Source organism: Stenotrophomonas sp. AC248 (assembly GCF_979258185.1).
On the sequence record NZ_OZ409840.1, the window covers coordinates 1,416,923 to 1,431,566 of the forward strand.

10 protein-coding genes and 3 tRNA genes are annotated in these 14,644 nt (G+C 67.0%); 8 read left to right on the top strand and 5 right to left on the bottom strand.

Annotated elements, in window-relative coordinates:
* Positions 1-207: 207 nt before the first annotated feature.
* Together parC and ACZ0AE_RS06465 are read right to left on the bottom strand one after the other, a co-directional pair.
* Complete coding sequence (parC, locus tag ACZ0AE_RS06460) at positions 208-2,451, bottom strand: DNA topoisomerase IV subunit A (RefSeq protein WP_038689425.1); 2,244 nt, start codon at positions 2,449-2,451, stop codon at positions 208-210.
* 58 nt (positions 2,452-2,509) lie between these two features.
* Positions 2,510-3,388, bottom strand: a complete 879-nt coding sequence (locus tag ACZ0AE_RS06465; protein WP_463600658.1) for an AraC family transcriptional regulator — start codon at positions 3,386-3,388, stop codon at positions 2,510-2,512.
* Between the two features lie 147 nt (positions 3,389-3,535).
* Here ACZ0AE_RS06465 and ACZ0AE_RS06470 point away from each other — a divergent pair, with 147 nt between their 5' ends.
* Genes ACZ0AE_RS06470 through emrB form a run of 4 tightly spaced genes read left to right on the top strand, consistent with a single transcriptional unit; the run spans position 3,536 to position 8,255 of the window.
* The gene (locus tag ACZ0AE_RS06470; RefSeq protein ID WP_038692375.1) at positions 3,536-3,979 is read left to right on the top strand and encodes a MarR family winged helix-turn-helix transcriptional regulator; all 444 of its coding nucleotides are present in this window, start codon (positions 3,536-3,538) and stop codon (positions 3,977-3,979) included.
* Positions 3,976-5,469, top strand: coding sequence for an efflux transporter outer membrane subunit (locus tag ACZ0AE_RS06475; RefSeq protein WP_038689421.1), 1,494 nt, complete (start codon positions 3,976-3,978; stop codon positions 5,467-5,469). Before ACZ0AE_RS06470 ends, ACZ0AE_RS06475 begins: the two co-directional genes overlap by 4 nt.
* Positions 5,470-5,479: 10 nt before the next feature.
* Entirely contained in the window at positions 5,480-6,661 is a 1,182-nt protein-coding gene (gene emrA, locus ACZ0AE_RS06480; protein ID WP_447592730.1) for a multidrug efflux MFS transporter periplasmic adaptor subunit EmrA, read from the top strand.
* A 7-nt stretch (positions 6,662-6,668) separates the two neighbouring features.
* Positions 6,669-8,255, top strand: a complete 1,587-nt coding sequence (gene emrB / locus ACZ0AE_RS06485) for a multidrug efflux MFS transporter permease subunit EmrB (RefSeq protein ID WP_038689417.1) — start codon at positions 6,669-6,671, stop codon at positions 8,253-8,255.
* An 896-nt stretch (positions 8,256-9,151) separates the two neighbouring features.
* Here the strand turns inward: emrB and ACZ0AE_RS06490 are convergent.
* Both ACZ0AE_RS06490 and ACZ0AE_RS06495 read right to left on the bottom strand, forming a co-directional pair.
* Positions 9,152-9,238 (bottom strand) — tRNA-Leu (locus ACZ0AE_RS06490).
* Between the two features lie 187 nt (positions 9,239-9,425).
* Positions 9,426-9,512 (bottom strand) — tRNA-Leu (locus ACZ0AE_RS06495).
* A gap of 154 nt (positions 9,513-9,666) precedes the next feature.
* Here ACZ0AE_RS06495 and ACZ0AE_RS06500 point away from each other — a divergent pair.
* Positions 9,667-10,353 carry a glutathione S-transferase family protein gene (locus ACZ0AE_RS06500; RefSeq protein ID WP_463600659.1) on the top strand — a complete coding sequence of 229 codons (687 nt, stop codon included), beginning with the start codon at positions 9,667-9,669 and terminating at the stop codon, positions 10,351-10,353.
* Between the two features lie 75 nt (positions 10,354-10,428).
* On the opposite strand, the gene ACZ0AE_RS06505 is transcribed toward ACZ0AE_RS06500, so the two are convergent.
* Positions 10,429-10,515 (bottom strand) — tRNA-Leu (locus ACZ0AE_RS06505).
* Positions 10,516-10,601: 86 nt separating this feature from the next.
* Here ACZ0AE_RS06505 and rnr point away from each other — a divergent pair.
* The 3 genes from rnr to rlmB all read left to right on the top strand — a co-directional run bounded on the left by rnr (position 10,602) and on the right by rlmB (position 14,598).
* Entirely contained in the window at positions 10,602-13,112 is a 2,511-nt protein-coding gene (gene rnr / locus ACZ0AE_RS06510; protein WP_425598278.1) for a ribonuclease R, read from the top strand.
* A 174-nt stretch (positions 13,113-13,286) separates the two neighbouring features.
* A complete protein-coding gene (locus ACZ0AE_RS06515) occupies positions 13,287-13,745 on the top strand; it encodes a GFA family protein (RefSeq protein WP_463600660.1) in 459 nt (152 codons plus the stop codon).
* Positions 13,746-13,851: 106 nt separating this feature from the next.
* Positions 13,852-14,598, top strand: a complete 747-nt coding sequence (gene rlmB, locus ACZ0AE_RS06520; protein ID WP_038689409.1) for a 23S rRNA (guanosine(2251)-2'-O)-methyltransferase RlmB — start codon at positions 13,852-13,854, stop codon at positions 14,596-14,598.
* The last annotated feature ends 46 nt before the right edge of the window (positions 14,599-14,644 follow it).

Consider the following 14,644-nt stretch of genomic DNA (forward strand, 5'->3'; position numbering starts at 1 on the left):
AACCGCGCAACGTGCGGCGGATGCAGCCGGGCAGAGCCCGGCTCTACGGGGATCGTGCAACGCGCGGCAAGTGCAGCCGGGCAGAGCCCGGCTCTACGGGGATCGTGCAGCCGACCAACGGTCGGCTCTACGCGCGGTGGGGCCGTGTGGGAACGCAAACGGCCGGGTTTCCCCGGCCGTTTTTTCATCTGCGCGAATTGCTTGCGGTTATTCCACCGCCAGCCCTTCCACCTTCTGCCAGCCACGCGGCAGCAGGTGGCCACGCGTGGCGCGCGTGCCCAGGTAGGTTTCCAGGTCCTTGAAGGACAGGTTCATGGTGCGCGTGCCGCTGCGTACCAGCAGGGTGTTGCCCGGGCCCACCGACACCACGGCGACCACGCGCTCGGTGGCGAGCTTGGCCTTGGGGATGTCGATGATCTTGTTGCCCTTGCCCTTGTCCAGTTCCGGCAGGTCGCCGGCGGCGATCGCCAGCAGGTTGCCCGAGCTGGTCACCGCCACGATGCGATCGGTTTCCGGGTTGGCCACCACGGCCGGGGTCAGCACCTTGGAGCCGGAGGTCAGGTTGAGCATTGCCTTGCCGGCCTTGTTGCGCCCGGTCAGGTTCTCGAAGCGGGTCACGAAGCCGTAGCCGTGGGTGGAGGCCAGCACGAAGCGGGTGTTGTTTTCCCCGCTGGCCAGGGTCAGGAACTGGCTGCCGGCGGCCGGCGAGAAGCGGCCGGTCAGCGGTTCGCCGTTGCCACGGGCCGAGGGCAGGGTGTGGATCAGCGTGGAGTACGCACGGCCCTCGCTGTCCAGGAACGCCACCTGCTGGGTACTGCGCGCCCGCACCGAGCCGAGCAGGGCATCGCCGTCGCGGTAAGACAGCGTGGACGGGTCCATGTCGTGGCCCTTGGCCGCGCGGATCCAACCCTTCTCCGACAGCACCACGGTCATCGGCTCGCTCGGCACCAGCTCGGTTTCGTCGATGGCCTGGGCCGCACCGCGCTGCACCAGCGGCGAGCGACGGTCGTCGCCGAACTTCTTGGCATCGGCGGTCAGTTCGTCGCGGATCAGCTTCTTCAGCTTGGCCTTGCTGTCCAGGATGGCCAGGATCTTGTCGCGCTCCTTGGCCAGCTCGTCCTGCTCGCCGCGGATCTTCATCTCTTCCAGGCGGGCCAGCTGCTTCAGGCGGGTGTCCAGGATGTACTCGGCCTGTTCCTCGCTCAGGCTGAAGCGCGCGATCAGCGCCGGCTTGGCCTCGTCCTCGGTGCGGATGATGCGGATCACTTCATCCAGGTTGAGGAAGGCCACCAGCAAGCCGTCCAACAGGTGCAGGCGGCGCTCGACCTTCTGCAGGCGGTGGGTGAGGCGGCGGGTGACGGTGGTGGCGCGGAACTGCAGCCATTCGCTGAGCAGCATCTTCAGGTTCTTCACCTGCGGACGCCCGTCCAGGCCGATCACGTTGAGGTTGACCCGGTAGCTGCGCTCCAGGTCGGTGGTGGCGAACAGGTGGCCCATCAGCTGGTCGGCATCGACGCGGTTGGAGCGCGGCACCAGCACCACCCGCACCGGGTTGGCATGGTCGGACTCATCGCGGATGTCTTCCAGCCACGGCAGCTTCTTGGCGCGCATCTGCGCGGCGATCTGCTCGATCACCTTCGACGGCGATACCTGGAAGGGCAGCGCGTTGATGACGATGTTGGTCGATTCCTTGAAGTACGTCGCGCGCGCACGCACGCTGCCGTAGCCGGTTTCGTACATGTTCCGCAGGTCGGCCGGGGCGGTGATGATCTCGGCGAAGCTGGGGTAGTCAGGGCCCTTTACGTGCTCGCACAGGTCGGCAACGGTCGCGTCCGGATCGTCCAGCAGGTGCAGCAGCGCGCTGACGATCTCGTTGAGGTTGTGCGGCGGCACGTCAGTGGCCATGCCCACGGCGATGCCGGTGGTGCCGTTGAGAAGCAGGTGCGGCAGGCGCGCCGGCATCCAGGTCGGCTCTTCCAGGGTGCCGTCGAAGTTCGGGGTCCAGTCGGTGGTGCCCTGGTTGATTTCGCCCAGCAGCACCTCGGCGATCGGGGTCAGCTTGGATTCGGTGTAACGCATCGCCGCGAACGACTTGGGATCGTCGGTGGAACCGAAGTTGCCCTGGCCTTCGATCAGCGGGTAGCGGTAGGAGAACGGCTGGGCCATCAGCACCAGGGCTTCGTAGCACGCGCTGTCGCCATGCGGGTGGTACTTACCGATCACATCACCCACGGTACGCGCGGACTTCTTCGGCTTGGAGGCGGCATTCAGGCCCAGCTCGCTCATCGAATAGATGATGCGACGCTGCACCGGCTTCAGGCCGTCGCCGATGAACGGCAGTGCGCGATCGAGCACCACGTACATCGAATAGTCCAGGTACGCCCGTTCGGCGTACTCGCGCAGGGGCAGCTGTTCAAAGCCGTGGAAGGCGGGGCGGGCAAGATCGGTCATGCGGGATTGTTACCTGTGGCAAGGGACGGCGACGGCTGTCGCCCTCGCAGGCGGTCGATTATCCGGATGCGGCCGGGGATGCCAAGCCGCGTGTTGGATTCAGGGGCTGGCCGCTGCGCGCCAGGTAGCGCCCGGGCGGGCAGCCGAAGTGCCGGCGGAACACGGTAACGAACGCGCTGGGGCTGCTGAAGCCCAGTTCGTGGGCGATATCGGACACGCTGTGGCCGTCGGACAAGCGGCGCAGGCCGTCGGCCAGGCGGGCCTGCTGGCGCCACTGGGCGAAGCTGAGCGTGGTTTCGTCGCGGAAGTGGCGGGTGAGGGTGCGCGGTGACAACCCGGCCCACTGCGCCCACTGTTCCAGGCTGCGGCCGTCGGCCGGGTCGGCGATCAGCTGCGAGGCGATCCGCAGCAGGCGCCGGTCCTGTGGCATCGGCAGGTGCATGCGCTGGCGTGGCGCGTTGCGGATCTCGTCCAGCAGCACCTCGATCATGTGCTGCTGGCGCAGGTCGGCCGCCGCGGCGGGGGTCCAGCGGGTCACCCGCATGGCCAGGGCCTGCAGCAGGTCGGAGATGGCTACCACGCAGGGTTCGCTCGGCAGGTCGTGGGCCAGCGCCGGGCTGATGATCAGTCCCCAGCCGCGCAGCGGCCCGGAGATGTCCACCGTGTGCGGCTCGCCGGGCGGCATCCAGCCGGCGCAGCCGGGCGGCAGCGACCAGTTGCCGTGGCGGGTGCGGGTGTTGAGCAGGCCGGCCTCCACGCAGATCAGCTGGGCGCGGTGGTGCTGGTGCCAATCGATCTCGCGTTCCAGCCCGCGCGCGCTGTCGACCTGGAAGCCCAGTACGCCCAGCCCATCGTCGCGCTCGAACCAGTCGAGCACCTCGTTGCGGATCATCTGGGTGGCGGCTGAAGCCGAGTCTGGCCTGAATGTGTTATCCATTGTCCAAATTGTAATACCCGGCCAGCTGAAGCGGCCATTAAGGTAGCCATGCCCGCATTGTTCCGGTTGTTGCAACACAGCATTTGGTTCCAGATTGAATATTTCCATTGAGAAATATATTTTCTGGAAGTAAAGTGCCGCCCCATGATGATCTGCCCTGAAACCACTCCTCCCAGCTTCGGGCTGCTGTTGCGCCAGGTGCGCGACGGCCTTGTCCGTCAGCTCGACACGTCGATGGCCGAGGAAAACCTTGGCATTGGTTTCACCCACTACCTCGGATTGAAGGTGCTCGCGGCCAAGGCCCCGTGTACCGCCAACGAGTTGGCCCAGGCCCTGGACCAGGTGCCCAGCGCGGTGACCCGCCTGCTGGACAAGCTGGAAGCCATGGGCTGCGTGCGGCGCGAGCCGCATGCCCAGGACCGGCGGGCGTTGCAGATCGTACTGACTGATGAAGGCCGCCAGTTGTGGGCCCGGCTGAAGCAGCGCGGCGACCAGACCATCGATGACGCCATGCGCGACCTGTCCACCGACGAGCGCGCCCAGCTGCTTTCCCTCATGACCCGTGTACGTGACTCGTTGATTACGCCATGACCTCCTCCCTTGATCGCACTTCTTCGCTGCGTCCGCTGCGCCCGGTGCTGGTATCGGTGCTTGCGCTGGCGCTGGCCGCCTGTGCCAGCAGCCGCGGCCTGCAGCCGCAGGCCACGCTGCTGGATGCCGACAGCCTGCAGACCCAGCGCACCCTGTCTGCCGCTGGCCTGAGCCAACCCGGCTGGCCGGCCGCCGACTGGTGGCGCGCACTGGGCGACCCGCAGCTGGACGCCCTGATCGCCGAAGGCCTGCAGCGCAACCCCGGCCTGGACGCGGCCGATGCGCGCCTGCGCCAGGCCCGCGCCCGGATCGGTACCGCCCACGCCGAGCGCCTGCCCAGCGTGTCCGCCTCCGGTGGCTACACCGGCGTGCGCCTGCCCGAATCGATGGTCGGCGACGAGCTCGGTGGCAGCTATGCCGGCAGCGGCCAGGCCTACCTCAGCTTCAGCTACGGCATCGACCTGTGGGGCGGCAAGCGCGCCGCCTGGGAAGCGGCCGTGGACAGTGGCCATGCCGCCGAAGTGGACGCGCAGGCCGCACGCCTGAACCTGTCGGCGGCCATTGCCGAGGCGTATGCGCAGCTGGGCTACGCCTACAAATTGCACGACGTGGCCAGCGAAGAGCTGGCGCGCTCGCAGAAGACCCTGGACCTGACCGCCCAGCGCCGCCGTGCCGGGATCGACAGCGACCTGCAGACCCGCCAGGCCGAAGCGCGCATTCCGGCCGCGCAGCAGCAGCAACAGGCCGCCCAGCAGCAGATCGACGAGGCCCGCACCGCGCTGGCCGCGCTGGTCGGGCAGGGCCCGGACCGCGGCCTGCAGATCGAGCGCCCGCAGGTGCTCAATCCGCTGGCCCTGCAGCTGCCCGGCGTGTTGCCGAGCGCGCTGCTGGGCCGCCGCCCGGACATCGTGGCCGCGCGCTGGCGCGTGGAAGCGGCCCACCGCGAGATCCATGCCGCGAAGGCCCAGTTCTATCCCAGCCTCAACCTGACCGCGCTGGGCGGGGTGGTGTCCAGTGAAGTGGACCAGCTGCTCAAGAGCGGCTCCACCTTCGCCTTCCTCGGCCCGGCGCTGAGCTTGCCGATCTTCGATGGCGGCCGCCTGCGCGCCAACCTGGACAAGACCGACGCCCAGTACGACCTGGCCGTGGCCGACTACAACCAGTCGGTGGTGAACGCTTTGCGCGATGTGGCCGACCAGGTCAACGCGGTGCGCTCGCTGGCCAGCCAGGCCGCCGCGCAGCAGCAGGCGGTGGATACCGCCCGCGCAGCGCATGACCTGGCCGAGCAGCGCTACCGCGCCGGCATCGGCAGCTACCTGGAGGTTCTGGTGGTCGAAGAGCAGCTGCTGGTGTCCCAGCAGCGGCTGGCCGAACTGCAGTCCCGGCAGATCCTTGTTTCGGTGCGGCTGAGCCAGTCGCTGGGCGGTGGGTTCACCCCGTCCGGCGACACCGCCACGCTCGCCACCGCCCCTGATTCCACGCATTCCTGAGACACATCCCATGAGCCAGACATCCGCTCCCGCTGCCGCCCCGGCAGCTCCGTCCCGTCGCGGCAAGCTGCTGCGCGGCCTGTTGGTCATCGTGGTGCTGCTGCTGGCGGCGCTGGCGCTGTGGTACTTCATGTTCGGCCGCTGGTTCGAAGACACCGACGACGCCTACGTGCAGGGCAACCAGGTCCAGATCACCCCGTTGGTGAGCGGTACCGTGGTGGCGATCAACGCCGATGACGGCATGCGCGTGGAGCGTGGCCAGCTGCTGGTGCAGCTGGACCCGGCCGACACCGAAGTGGCGCTGCAGCAGGCCGAAGCCAACCTGGCCAAGACCGTGCGCCAGACCCGCGGCCTGTACCGCAGCGTGGAAGGCGCCCAGGCGGACTTGAATGCCCGCCAGGTGACCCTGAAGCGCGTCCGCGACGACTTCAACCGCCGCAAGGGCCTGGCCGCCAGCGGTGCGATCTCCAACGAAGAACTGGCCCACGCGCGTGACGAGCTGGCTGCCGCCGAAGCGGCCGTGGCCGGGTCGCGCGAGACCTTCGAGCGCAACAACGCGCTGGTCGATGACACCGTGATCGCCACCCAGCCGGACGTGCAGGCCGCCGCCGCGCAGCTGCGCCAGGCGTACCTCAACAATGCCCGCGCCGGTATCGTCGCCCCGGTGGCCGGCTATGTTGCCCGTCGTTCGGTGCAGGTTGGCCAGCGCGTGCAGCCGGGCAACGCCCTGATGGCCGTCGTGCCGACCGAACAGATGTGGGTGGAAGCCAACTTCAAGGAAACCCAGCTGCGCCACATGCGCCTGGGCCAGGAAGTGGAGCTGCGCTCGGACCTGTACGGTGGTGATGTGACCTACAAGGGCCGCATCGACAGCCTGGGCCTGGGCACCGGTTCGGCGTTCTCGCTGCTGCCGGCGCAGAACGCCAGCGGCAACTGGATCAAGATCGTGCAGCGCGTGCCGGTGCGCATCGCCATCGACGCCAAGCAGCTGGCCGAACACCCGTTGCGCATCGGTCTGTCGATCAAGGCCGAAGTGAGCCTGCGCGACCAGAAGGGCACGGTGCTGCCGACCCAGGCCGCCAAGGGCCAGGTCTTCGACACCGACGTCTACGCCAAGCAGCTGCACAGCGCCGATGATGCGATCCACGCCATCATCCAGCGCAACCTGCCGCAGCAGGCCAAGGCGAGCTGAGGTCACCATGTCCGCCCAAGCTCCAGCCGCGCCCGGCAATCCGGGCGCACCGGCGGCGCCCAGTGCGGCCGCCGGCTTCCTGCCACCGAGCGTGGCCCTGTGCACCGTGGGCCTGGCGATGGCCTCGTTCATGCAGGTGCTCGACACCACTATTGCCAATGTGTCGCTGCCCACCATCGCCGGTAACCTCGGCGCCAGTTCGCAGCAGGCCACCTGGGTGATCACCTCGTTCGCGGTGAGCACCGCGATCGCGCTGCCCCTGACCGGTTGGCTCAGCCGCCGCTTCGGCGAACGCAAGCTGTTCGTCTGGGCGACGCTGGCGTTCGTGATCACCTCACTGCTGTGCGGCCTGGCCCAGAGCATGGGCATGCTGGTGCTGTCGCGCGCGCTGCAGGGCTTCGTGGCCGGTCCGATGTACCCGATCACGCAGTCGTTGCTGGTCTCGATCTACCCGCGCGAGAAACGCGGGCAGGCGCTGGCGCTGCTGGCGATGATCACGGTGGTGGCGCCGATCTGCGGCCCGATCCTGGGCGGCTGGATCACCGACAACTACAGTTGGGAATGGATCTTCCTGATCAACGTGCCGTTGGGCATCTTTGCGGCGATGGTGGTAGGCAGCCAGTTGAAGGGCCGCCCGGAGCAGACCGAAAAGCCGAAGATGGATTACGTCGGCCTGATCACCCTGGTGATCGGCGTGGGCGCGCTGCAGCTGGTGCTCGACCTGGGCAACGATGAGGACTGGTTCGCCTCGACCAAGATCGTGGTGCTGGCCTGCGTGGCGGTGGTGGCGCTGGCGGTGTTCCTGATCTGGGAGCTGACCGACAAGGACCCGATCGTCGACCTGAAGCTGTTCCGGCACCGCAATTTCCGCGCCGGAACGCTGGCGATGGTGGTGGCGTATGCGGCGTTCTTCAGTGTGTCGCTGCTGATTCCACAGTGGTTGCAGCGCGACATGGGCTACACGGCGATCTGGGCGGGCCTGGCGACGGCGCCGATCGGCATTCTGCCGGTGATCATGACGCCGTTCGTGGGCAAGTACGCCTCGCGGTTCGACATGCGCATGATCGCGTCGTTCGCGTTCGTGTTCCTGTCCTTCACCAGTTTCATGCGTTCGGACTTCAACCTGCAGGTGGACTATGCCCACGTGGCAGGCGTGCAGTTGATCATGGGCATTGGCGTGGCACTGTTCTTCATGCCGGTGCTGCAGATTCTGCTGTCGGACCTGGACGGCCGCGAGATCGCGGCGGGGTCGGGGCTGGCAACGTTCCTGCGTACGCTGGGCGGCAGTTTCGCGGCATCGTTGACGACGTGGCTGTGGGCACGCCGGACGCAGGTGCACCACGCGGATCTGACCGAGCACATTTCGGCATATCAGCCGGGCATGCAGGATCAGGTAGCGGCGATGGGGCAGGGCAACCTGCAACACGGGGCGGCAGCGCTGAACAACATGATCAACCACCAGGCATCGCAGATGGGCTTCAACGACATCTTCTTCCTGCTGGGCTGGATCTTCCTGGCGATCATCGCCTTCCTGTGGCTGGCCAAGCCGCCGTTCGGTGCAGGGGCGGGCGCAGCATCGGCCGGCGGGCATTGATCCGCGTCTGATCTGAAACGAAAAAACCCCGTCGAAAGGCGGGGTTTTTTTTCATGTTGGCTGGGAAGAGCACGTGCAGAGCAGAGCAGAGCAGAGCAGAGCAACAGCAGAGCAACAGCAGAGCAACAGCGCATCGTCTGTATGTCTCTTGGCTTGGTCGGGTACGGGTGGATTGTCGGGACACGCCGCAAGTCCCGCTCCGCGGCCCGGCCCAGCCGCTGGCGGCTGTGCGTTCAGTCGCATGCGAGGCAGTGCCTCGCAAGCAATGCGCCTTCACCCTTGTAGGCTCGTTCGCGCCATCCATGGCGCTCTACGGTCCCGCCAACCCACCCGTACCCGTCCTTGAAAGTGAGTCGGTGCGCGACGAAGAGCGAACGGCCAAGAGCCCAAGAGCCCAAGAGCCCAAGAGCCCAACAGCCCAACAGCCCAGCAGCCCAGCAGCCCAGCAGCCCAACAGCCCAACAGCCCAACAGCCCAACAGCCCAACAGCCCAACAGCGCAACAGCGCAACAGCGCAACAGCGCAACAGCGCAACAGCTCAGCAGCCGAGAGGCAGAGCAGCCGACCAACGGTCGGCTCTACCGCGGCGTTGCGTTGTTGTTCCATGGGCACCGGCCCACTGTCTGGGGCGGGGGTGTGTGGGTTCGCGGGACCGTTGGGCGCCATGGATGGCGCTCACGAGCCTCCAGGGATGGATTCACGGCGTGTCCCGCGAACCCACACACCCCCGACCACCCCGTCGCACGCGCACAACCAACGCTCCGGCTCTGGCTCTGGCTCTGGCTCTGGCTCTGGCTCCGGCTTCAGCTCTTGATCTAGCTTCTAAAAAAAAGAACCCCCCCAAACCCCAGACATGAAAAAACCCGCTTGCGCGGGTTTGATCATTGTCTGAGTCATGGTGCCCAGGAGAGGACTCGAACCTCCACGAAGTTGCCCCCGCTAGCACCTGAAGCTAGTGCGTCTACCAATTCCGCCACCTGGGCGACTCAGGAGGAGAATTCTGCGGGAGAACCACCAATGTGTCAACAGCATGTCGCGGAAAATTTCGCTCGTCGCGCACTGCCGGATCATCGCCCTGCATGTCGGACGCAGCGTGCATGCGACACGCAGAACATCGCACCGCAGAAACGAAAAAACCCGCTTGCGCGGGTTTGATCATTTACCGAGTCGTGGTGCCCAGGAGAGGACTCGAACCTCCACGAAGTTGCCCCCGCTAGCACCTGAAGCTAGTGCGTCTACCAATTCCGCCACCTGGGCGACTCAGGAGGCGAATTATGCGGAAGCATGACAGGGCTGTCAATGCATCCTGACGGCATATCCGCACAGAGTGCATCGGCCGGTGGCGCGGCGCGGCTTGACCCGGGCGGGGGATGCTGAAAATACTCATCCCACCCGGCAGCAAGGCGTTCCCATGGAAACCCCGATCCTGCACTTCCATCCGCTGTCTTCCTGCTGCCAGAAGGTGCTCATCGCCGCCCACGTCCTGGACGTGGCGCTGGACGCGCGGCTGTTGAACCTCGGCGACCCGGTCGAGCGCGCGGCGTTCCGGGCGCTGTGGCCGCTGGGCAAAATGCCGCTGCTGGTCGAGCAGGGCAGGCCCATCGGCGAAACCAGCATCATCATCGAGCACCTGCAGCGCCATCATGCCGCCGACGGGCCGCGGCTCATTCCGCAGGATCCGGCGCAGGCGCTGGAGGTGCGGTTCTGGGACCGGGTCTGCGACCTGTATGTGATGACGCCGATGCAGGCGCTCACCGCCGCCTTGCTGCAGCCCGCCAGCGACGCCGGTGGCGCGGCGACCGCCGCCGCCCGCGCGACGCTGCTGAACAGCTATGCGCTGTTGGACCGGCAGGTGGACGGGCGACGCTGGTTGGCGGGCGAGGCGTTCACCCTGGCCGATTGCGCTGCGGCACCGGCGCTGTTCTATGCCGTGGCCTACGTGCCGGTGCCGGACGCGCACGCGGCACTGTCTGCCTATGTGGAGCGGCTGATGGCGCACACGGCGGTGGCCGCAGTGATCGATGCGGCCCGGCCCTGGTTCAAGCACTTTCCCGGGCGGGCGGGGCTGGCGCGCCGCTACTACGATCCGGATGCCTGACACGCCCCGTCTGTGACGAGCAGACCCCGGAAACGAAAAAACCCGCTTGCGCGGGTTTGATCATTGTCTGAGTCATGGTGCCCAGGAGAGGACTCGAACCTCCACGAAGTTGCCCCCGCTAGCACCTGAAGCTAGTGCGTCTACCAATTCCGCCACCTGGGCGACTCAGGAGGCGAATTGTGAAGATGCCGCAGGGGCTTGTCAACGGTTTTGTTAAATTTCTTCACAAACCTGCATATGCCGCGCCCATGACCGGTTCTGCACACTGTCAGCGGTTACCATGGAGGCCAATGAAACCAAAGAAACCGACCCAGGGCGCGAAAGCCCCCAAGTCCCCGGCGCCCAAGCAGGCTGCCGGTCCGTCGGGCAAGCCCCGCGCTGCCGCCAAGAAGGCCGGCAAGCTGCCACCGTGGATGCCCGAATCAATGAACACCCCAGCGCCGTCGCGCGGTGGCAAGCGGTCCGGCCCCAAGCCGGATGCCGGCGCGCCGATCCCGACCCGTCGCCGCCCGCATCCCACTGCTACCGACATGAATGTGATCGATCCCCATGCCGAGCGTGAGGCAGAGCGCTATGCGCAGCCGATCGCCAGCCGCGAAGCCATCCTGCAGCTGCTTGACCGCTGTGATGGCCCGCAGACCGCCGAGGAAATCGGCATCCACCTGGGCCTGACCGAACCTGACCGCGCCGACGCGCTGGGCAAGCGCCTGGGCGCGATGGTGCGCGATGGCCAGCTGGTGCAGAACCGCCGCGGCGGTTTCGCCCCGGTGCAGGCCACCAACCTGATCACCGGCGTGGTCATCGCCAACCCGGAAGGCTTCGGCTTCCTGCGTCCGGTGGAGGGCGGGGACGACCTGTTCCTGCCGCCGTATGAAATGCGCAAGGTCATGCACGGCGACCGCGTGCTGGCCAACGTGACCGGTATCGATCGCCGCGGCCGCCGCGAGGGCAGCATCGCCCGCGTGCTCGAGCGCGGTATGACCCGCCTGATCGGCCGCTTCAGCGTCGAGTTCGGCATCAATTACGTGGTGCCCGACGACAAGCGCGTGCAGCGCAATGTCCAGATCCCGCCGGACCAGACCGGCGAGGCCCGCGACGGCCAGCTGGTGGTCTGCGAGCTGACCCAGGCCCCGGATACCCGCCGCCCGCCGATCGGCCGCATCATCGCGGTGCTCGGCGACAAGCTGACCGCCTCGCTGATCGTGGAAACCGCCATCCACGGCCATGAACTGCCGTTCGAGTTCCCGCAGGAGGTGCTCAACGAGGCCGCTTCGGTGCCGCTGGTGGTCGAGCCGGCCATGCTGGGCAACCGCGTGGACCTGCGCAGCACGCCGCTGGTGACCATCGACGGTGAGGACGCCAAGGACTTCGATGACGCGGTGTTCTGCGAACCGAATGCCGAAGGCTTCCGCCTGGTGGTGGCCATCGCCGACGTGTCCAACTACGTCCGCCCTGGCACCCCGCTGGATGACGAAGCGCAGAAGCGCGCCACCTCGGTGTATTTCCCGGGCTTCGTGGTGCCGATGCTGCCCGAGACCCTGTCCAACGGTATCTGCTCGCTGATGCCCAAGGTCGACCGCATGTGCTTCGTCTGCGACATGCAGGTGAACCGCGACGGTGAGGTGATCCATTCGCGCTTCTACGAAGCGGTGATGAATTCGCATGCCCGCCTGACCTACAACCAGGTCTGGCAGGCGGTCGGTGAAAACGACCCGGCGGTGCGCAAGGAGATCGCTGCGGTGCTGCCGCAGGTCGAGCGCCTGCACCAGCTGTACAAGGTGCTGGCCAAGGCCCGTACCAAGCGCGGCGCGATCGAGTTTGAATCCTCTGAAGTGCGCTTCGTGCTGGACAACACCGGCGAAGTGACCCAGGCCGGCATGCTGGTGCGCAACGATGCGCACAAGCTGATCGAAGAATGCATGATCGCCGCCAACGTGCAGGCCGCGCGCTACCTGCTGCACAAGCAGGTGCCGGCGCCGTTCCGCGACCACGCCAAGCCGCCGGAAGCCAAGTACGACGACCTGCTGGAGTTCCTGAAGGAATTCAAGCTGAGCCTGCCGCCGTGGTCGAAGGTGCAGCCGGGCGATTACACCAAGCTGCTCAAGAAGGTGCGCGAGCGCCCCGACGCGGCCCTGCTGGAATCGGTGCTGCTGCGCAGCCAGAGCCTGGCGGTGTATTCGCCGGACAACCAGGGTCACTTCGGTCTGTCGCTGGATGCGTACGCGCATTTCACCTCGCCGATCCGCCGCTATCCCGATCTGCTGGTGCACCGTGCGATCAAGCATGCGCTCAGCGGCGCACCGGCCGAGAAGTACACCTACTCGCCGCGAGAGATGGCCGCGCTGGCGCTGCAGTGCTCCGAACGCGAGCGCCGGGCCGACGAGGCCGAGCGCGAAGTGGACGAACGCTACCGCGCCGCGTGGATGGAAAAGCACGTGGGCGGCCAGTTCGAGGGCGTGATCAGCGGCGTGACCAGCTTCGGCCTGTTCGTGGAACTGGACGAATCCAAGGTCAACGGCCTGGTCCACGTGACCCAGCTGCCGCACGACTATTACCAGTTCGACGCCACCCGCAAGACGCTCAGCGGCGAACGCCGCGGCAAGGCCTACCGCCTGGGCGACCGCGTGCGGATCCTGGTGCTCAAGGCCAGCATGGAAGAGCGCAAGATCGACTTCCGTCTGGTCGAGGAGCAGGGCGACGAGGTGGCCGAACTGCCACCGCGCGGCCAGCCGGCCAAGCGCAAGAAGCAGAAGTACTGAAAGACGGGCGTACCGGCCACCGGCCGGTACGCCGCGGCCGCCCTGCCGGTGCGGCCACACCCAAACCGGTGGGTACCGATCGTTATCCGGTGGGTACCGACCGTCATCCGGTGGGTACCGACCGTTGGTCGGTACGCGTTGATCGGCCCCGCATTCCCGATTCGGAGCGCGCCCATGCCCGACCTCCCCGAATACAGCGGCGGCTGCCAGTGCGGCGCCATCCGCTTCCACGTCCGCGGCGAACTCACCGACAGTTCGATCTGCCATTGCCGGATGTGCCAGAAAGCCTTCGGTGCCTATTACGCCCCCTTGGTCTCCGTGCGCACCGTCGACTTCACCTGGACCCGGGGCGAGCCACGCCGCTTTGCCTCCTCCAACCTGGTCCAGCGCGGCTTCTGCCCCGACTGCGGCACGCCGCTGACCTACGAAGCACCCGACGGCATGGCCATTGCTGCCGGTGCCTTCGACGAACCCGCGCGCCTGCCGCCCACCGTGCAGTACGGCACCGAGGCCAAGCTGCCGTTCGTGGACACCCTGGCGTCGCTGCGCGTGATCCGTGACCAGGATGACCCCGAGATGGCCCTGCTGCAGGGCCTGGTCAGCCACCAGCACCCCGACCACGACACCCCCTGAGCGTGCCGCACCCCCGGGGTCGGGCCCCCGGCGTGAACACCCGGCGGGGCAGGCGGGGCCTTGATGCTCTACCATTACCACCCCCTGTACCGGTCGTGCCCCCGCAATGAGCAAGCAAAGCCAGTGGATCGTCGGCGTCAACGCTGTCGCCTCTTCGATCGAGAACGATGCCGAGAACGTCCGCGAGGTGCTGATCGAGGCCAGCGCGAAGAATCCGCGGCTGGTGGAGATTGAAGAGAACGCGCGCCGCAAGGGCATCGACGTGCGCAAGGTCAACACCCAGGCGCTCGACGGCGTGGGCGGCTCGGTACGCCACCAGGGCGTGGCCGCGCGCTATCAGGCGGCACGCACCTACGGTGAGAACGAACTGGAAGGCCTGGTCGAGGCGGCCGAGGGCAAGGCCCTGCTGCTGATCCTCGACGAGGTGCAGGACCCGCACAACCTGGGCGCCTGCCTGCGCAGCGCGGCGGCCGCCGGTGCCACCGCGGTGATCATTCCCAAGGACAAGTCGGCCACGGTCAACGCGACCGTGCGCAAGACCTCGGCCGGTGCGGCCGACCGCATCCCGGTGGTGGCGGTGACCAACCTGTCGCGCTGCCTGAAGGACCTGCAGAAGCTGGGCGTCTGGATCTACGGCTTGGCCGGTGAAGCCACCGCGTCGCTGTACTCCATCGACCTGAAGGGCAACGTGGCGCTGGTGCTGGGCGGCGAAGCCGACGGCCTGCGTCGTTTGACCCGCGAAAACTGCGATGGCCTGGTCAAGATCCCGATGCCGGGCGACATCGAAAGCCTCAACGTCTCCGTCGCCACCGGCGTGAGCCTGTTCGAAGCAGTCCGCCAGCGCGGCCTGTAACCCACCCGCGCGAGGGGGTAGAGCCGACCGTTGGTCGGCTGCTCTA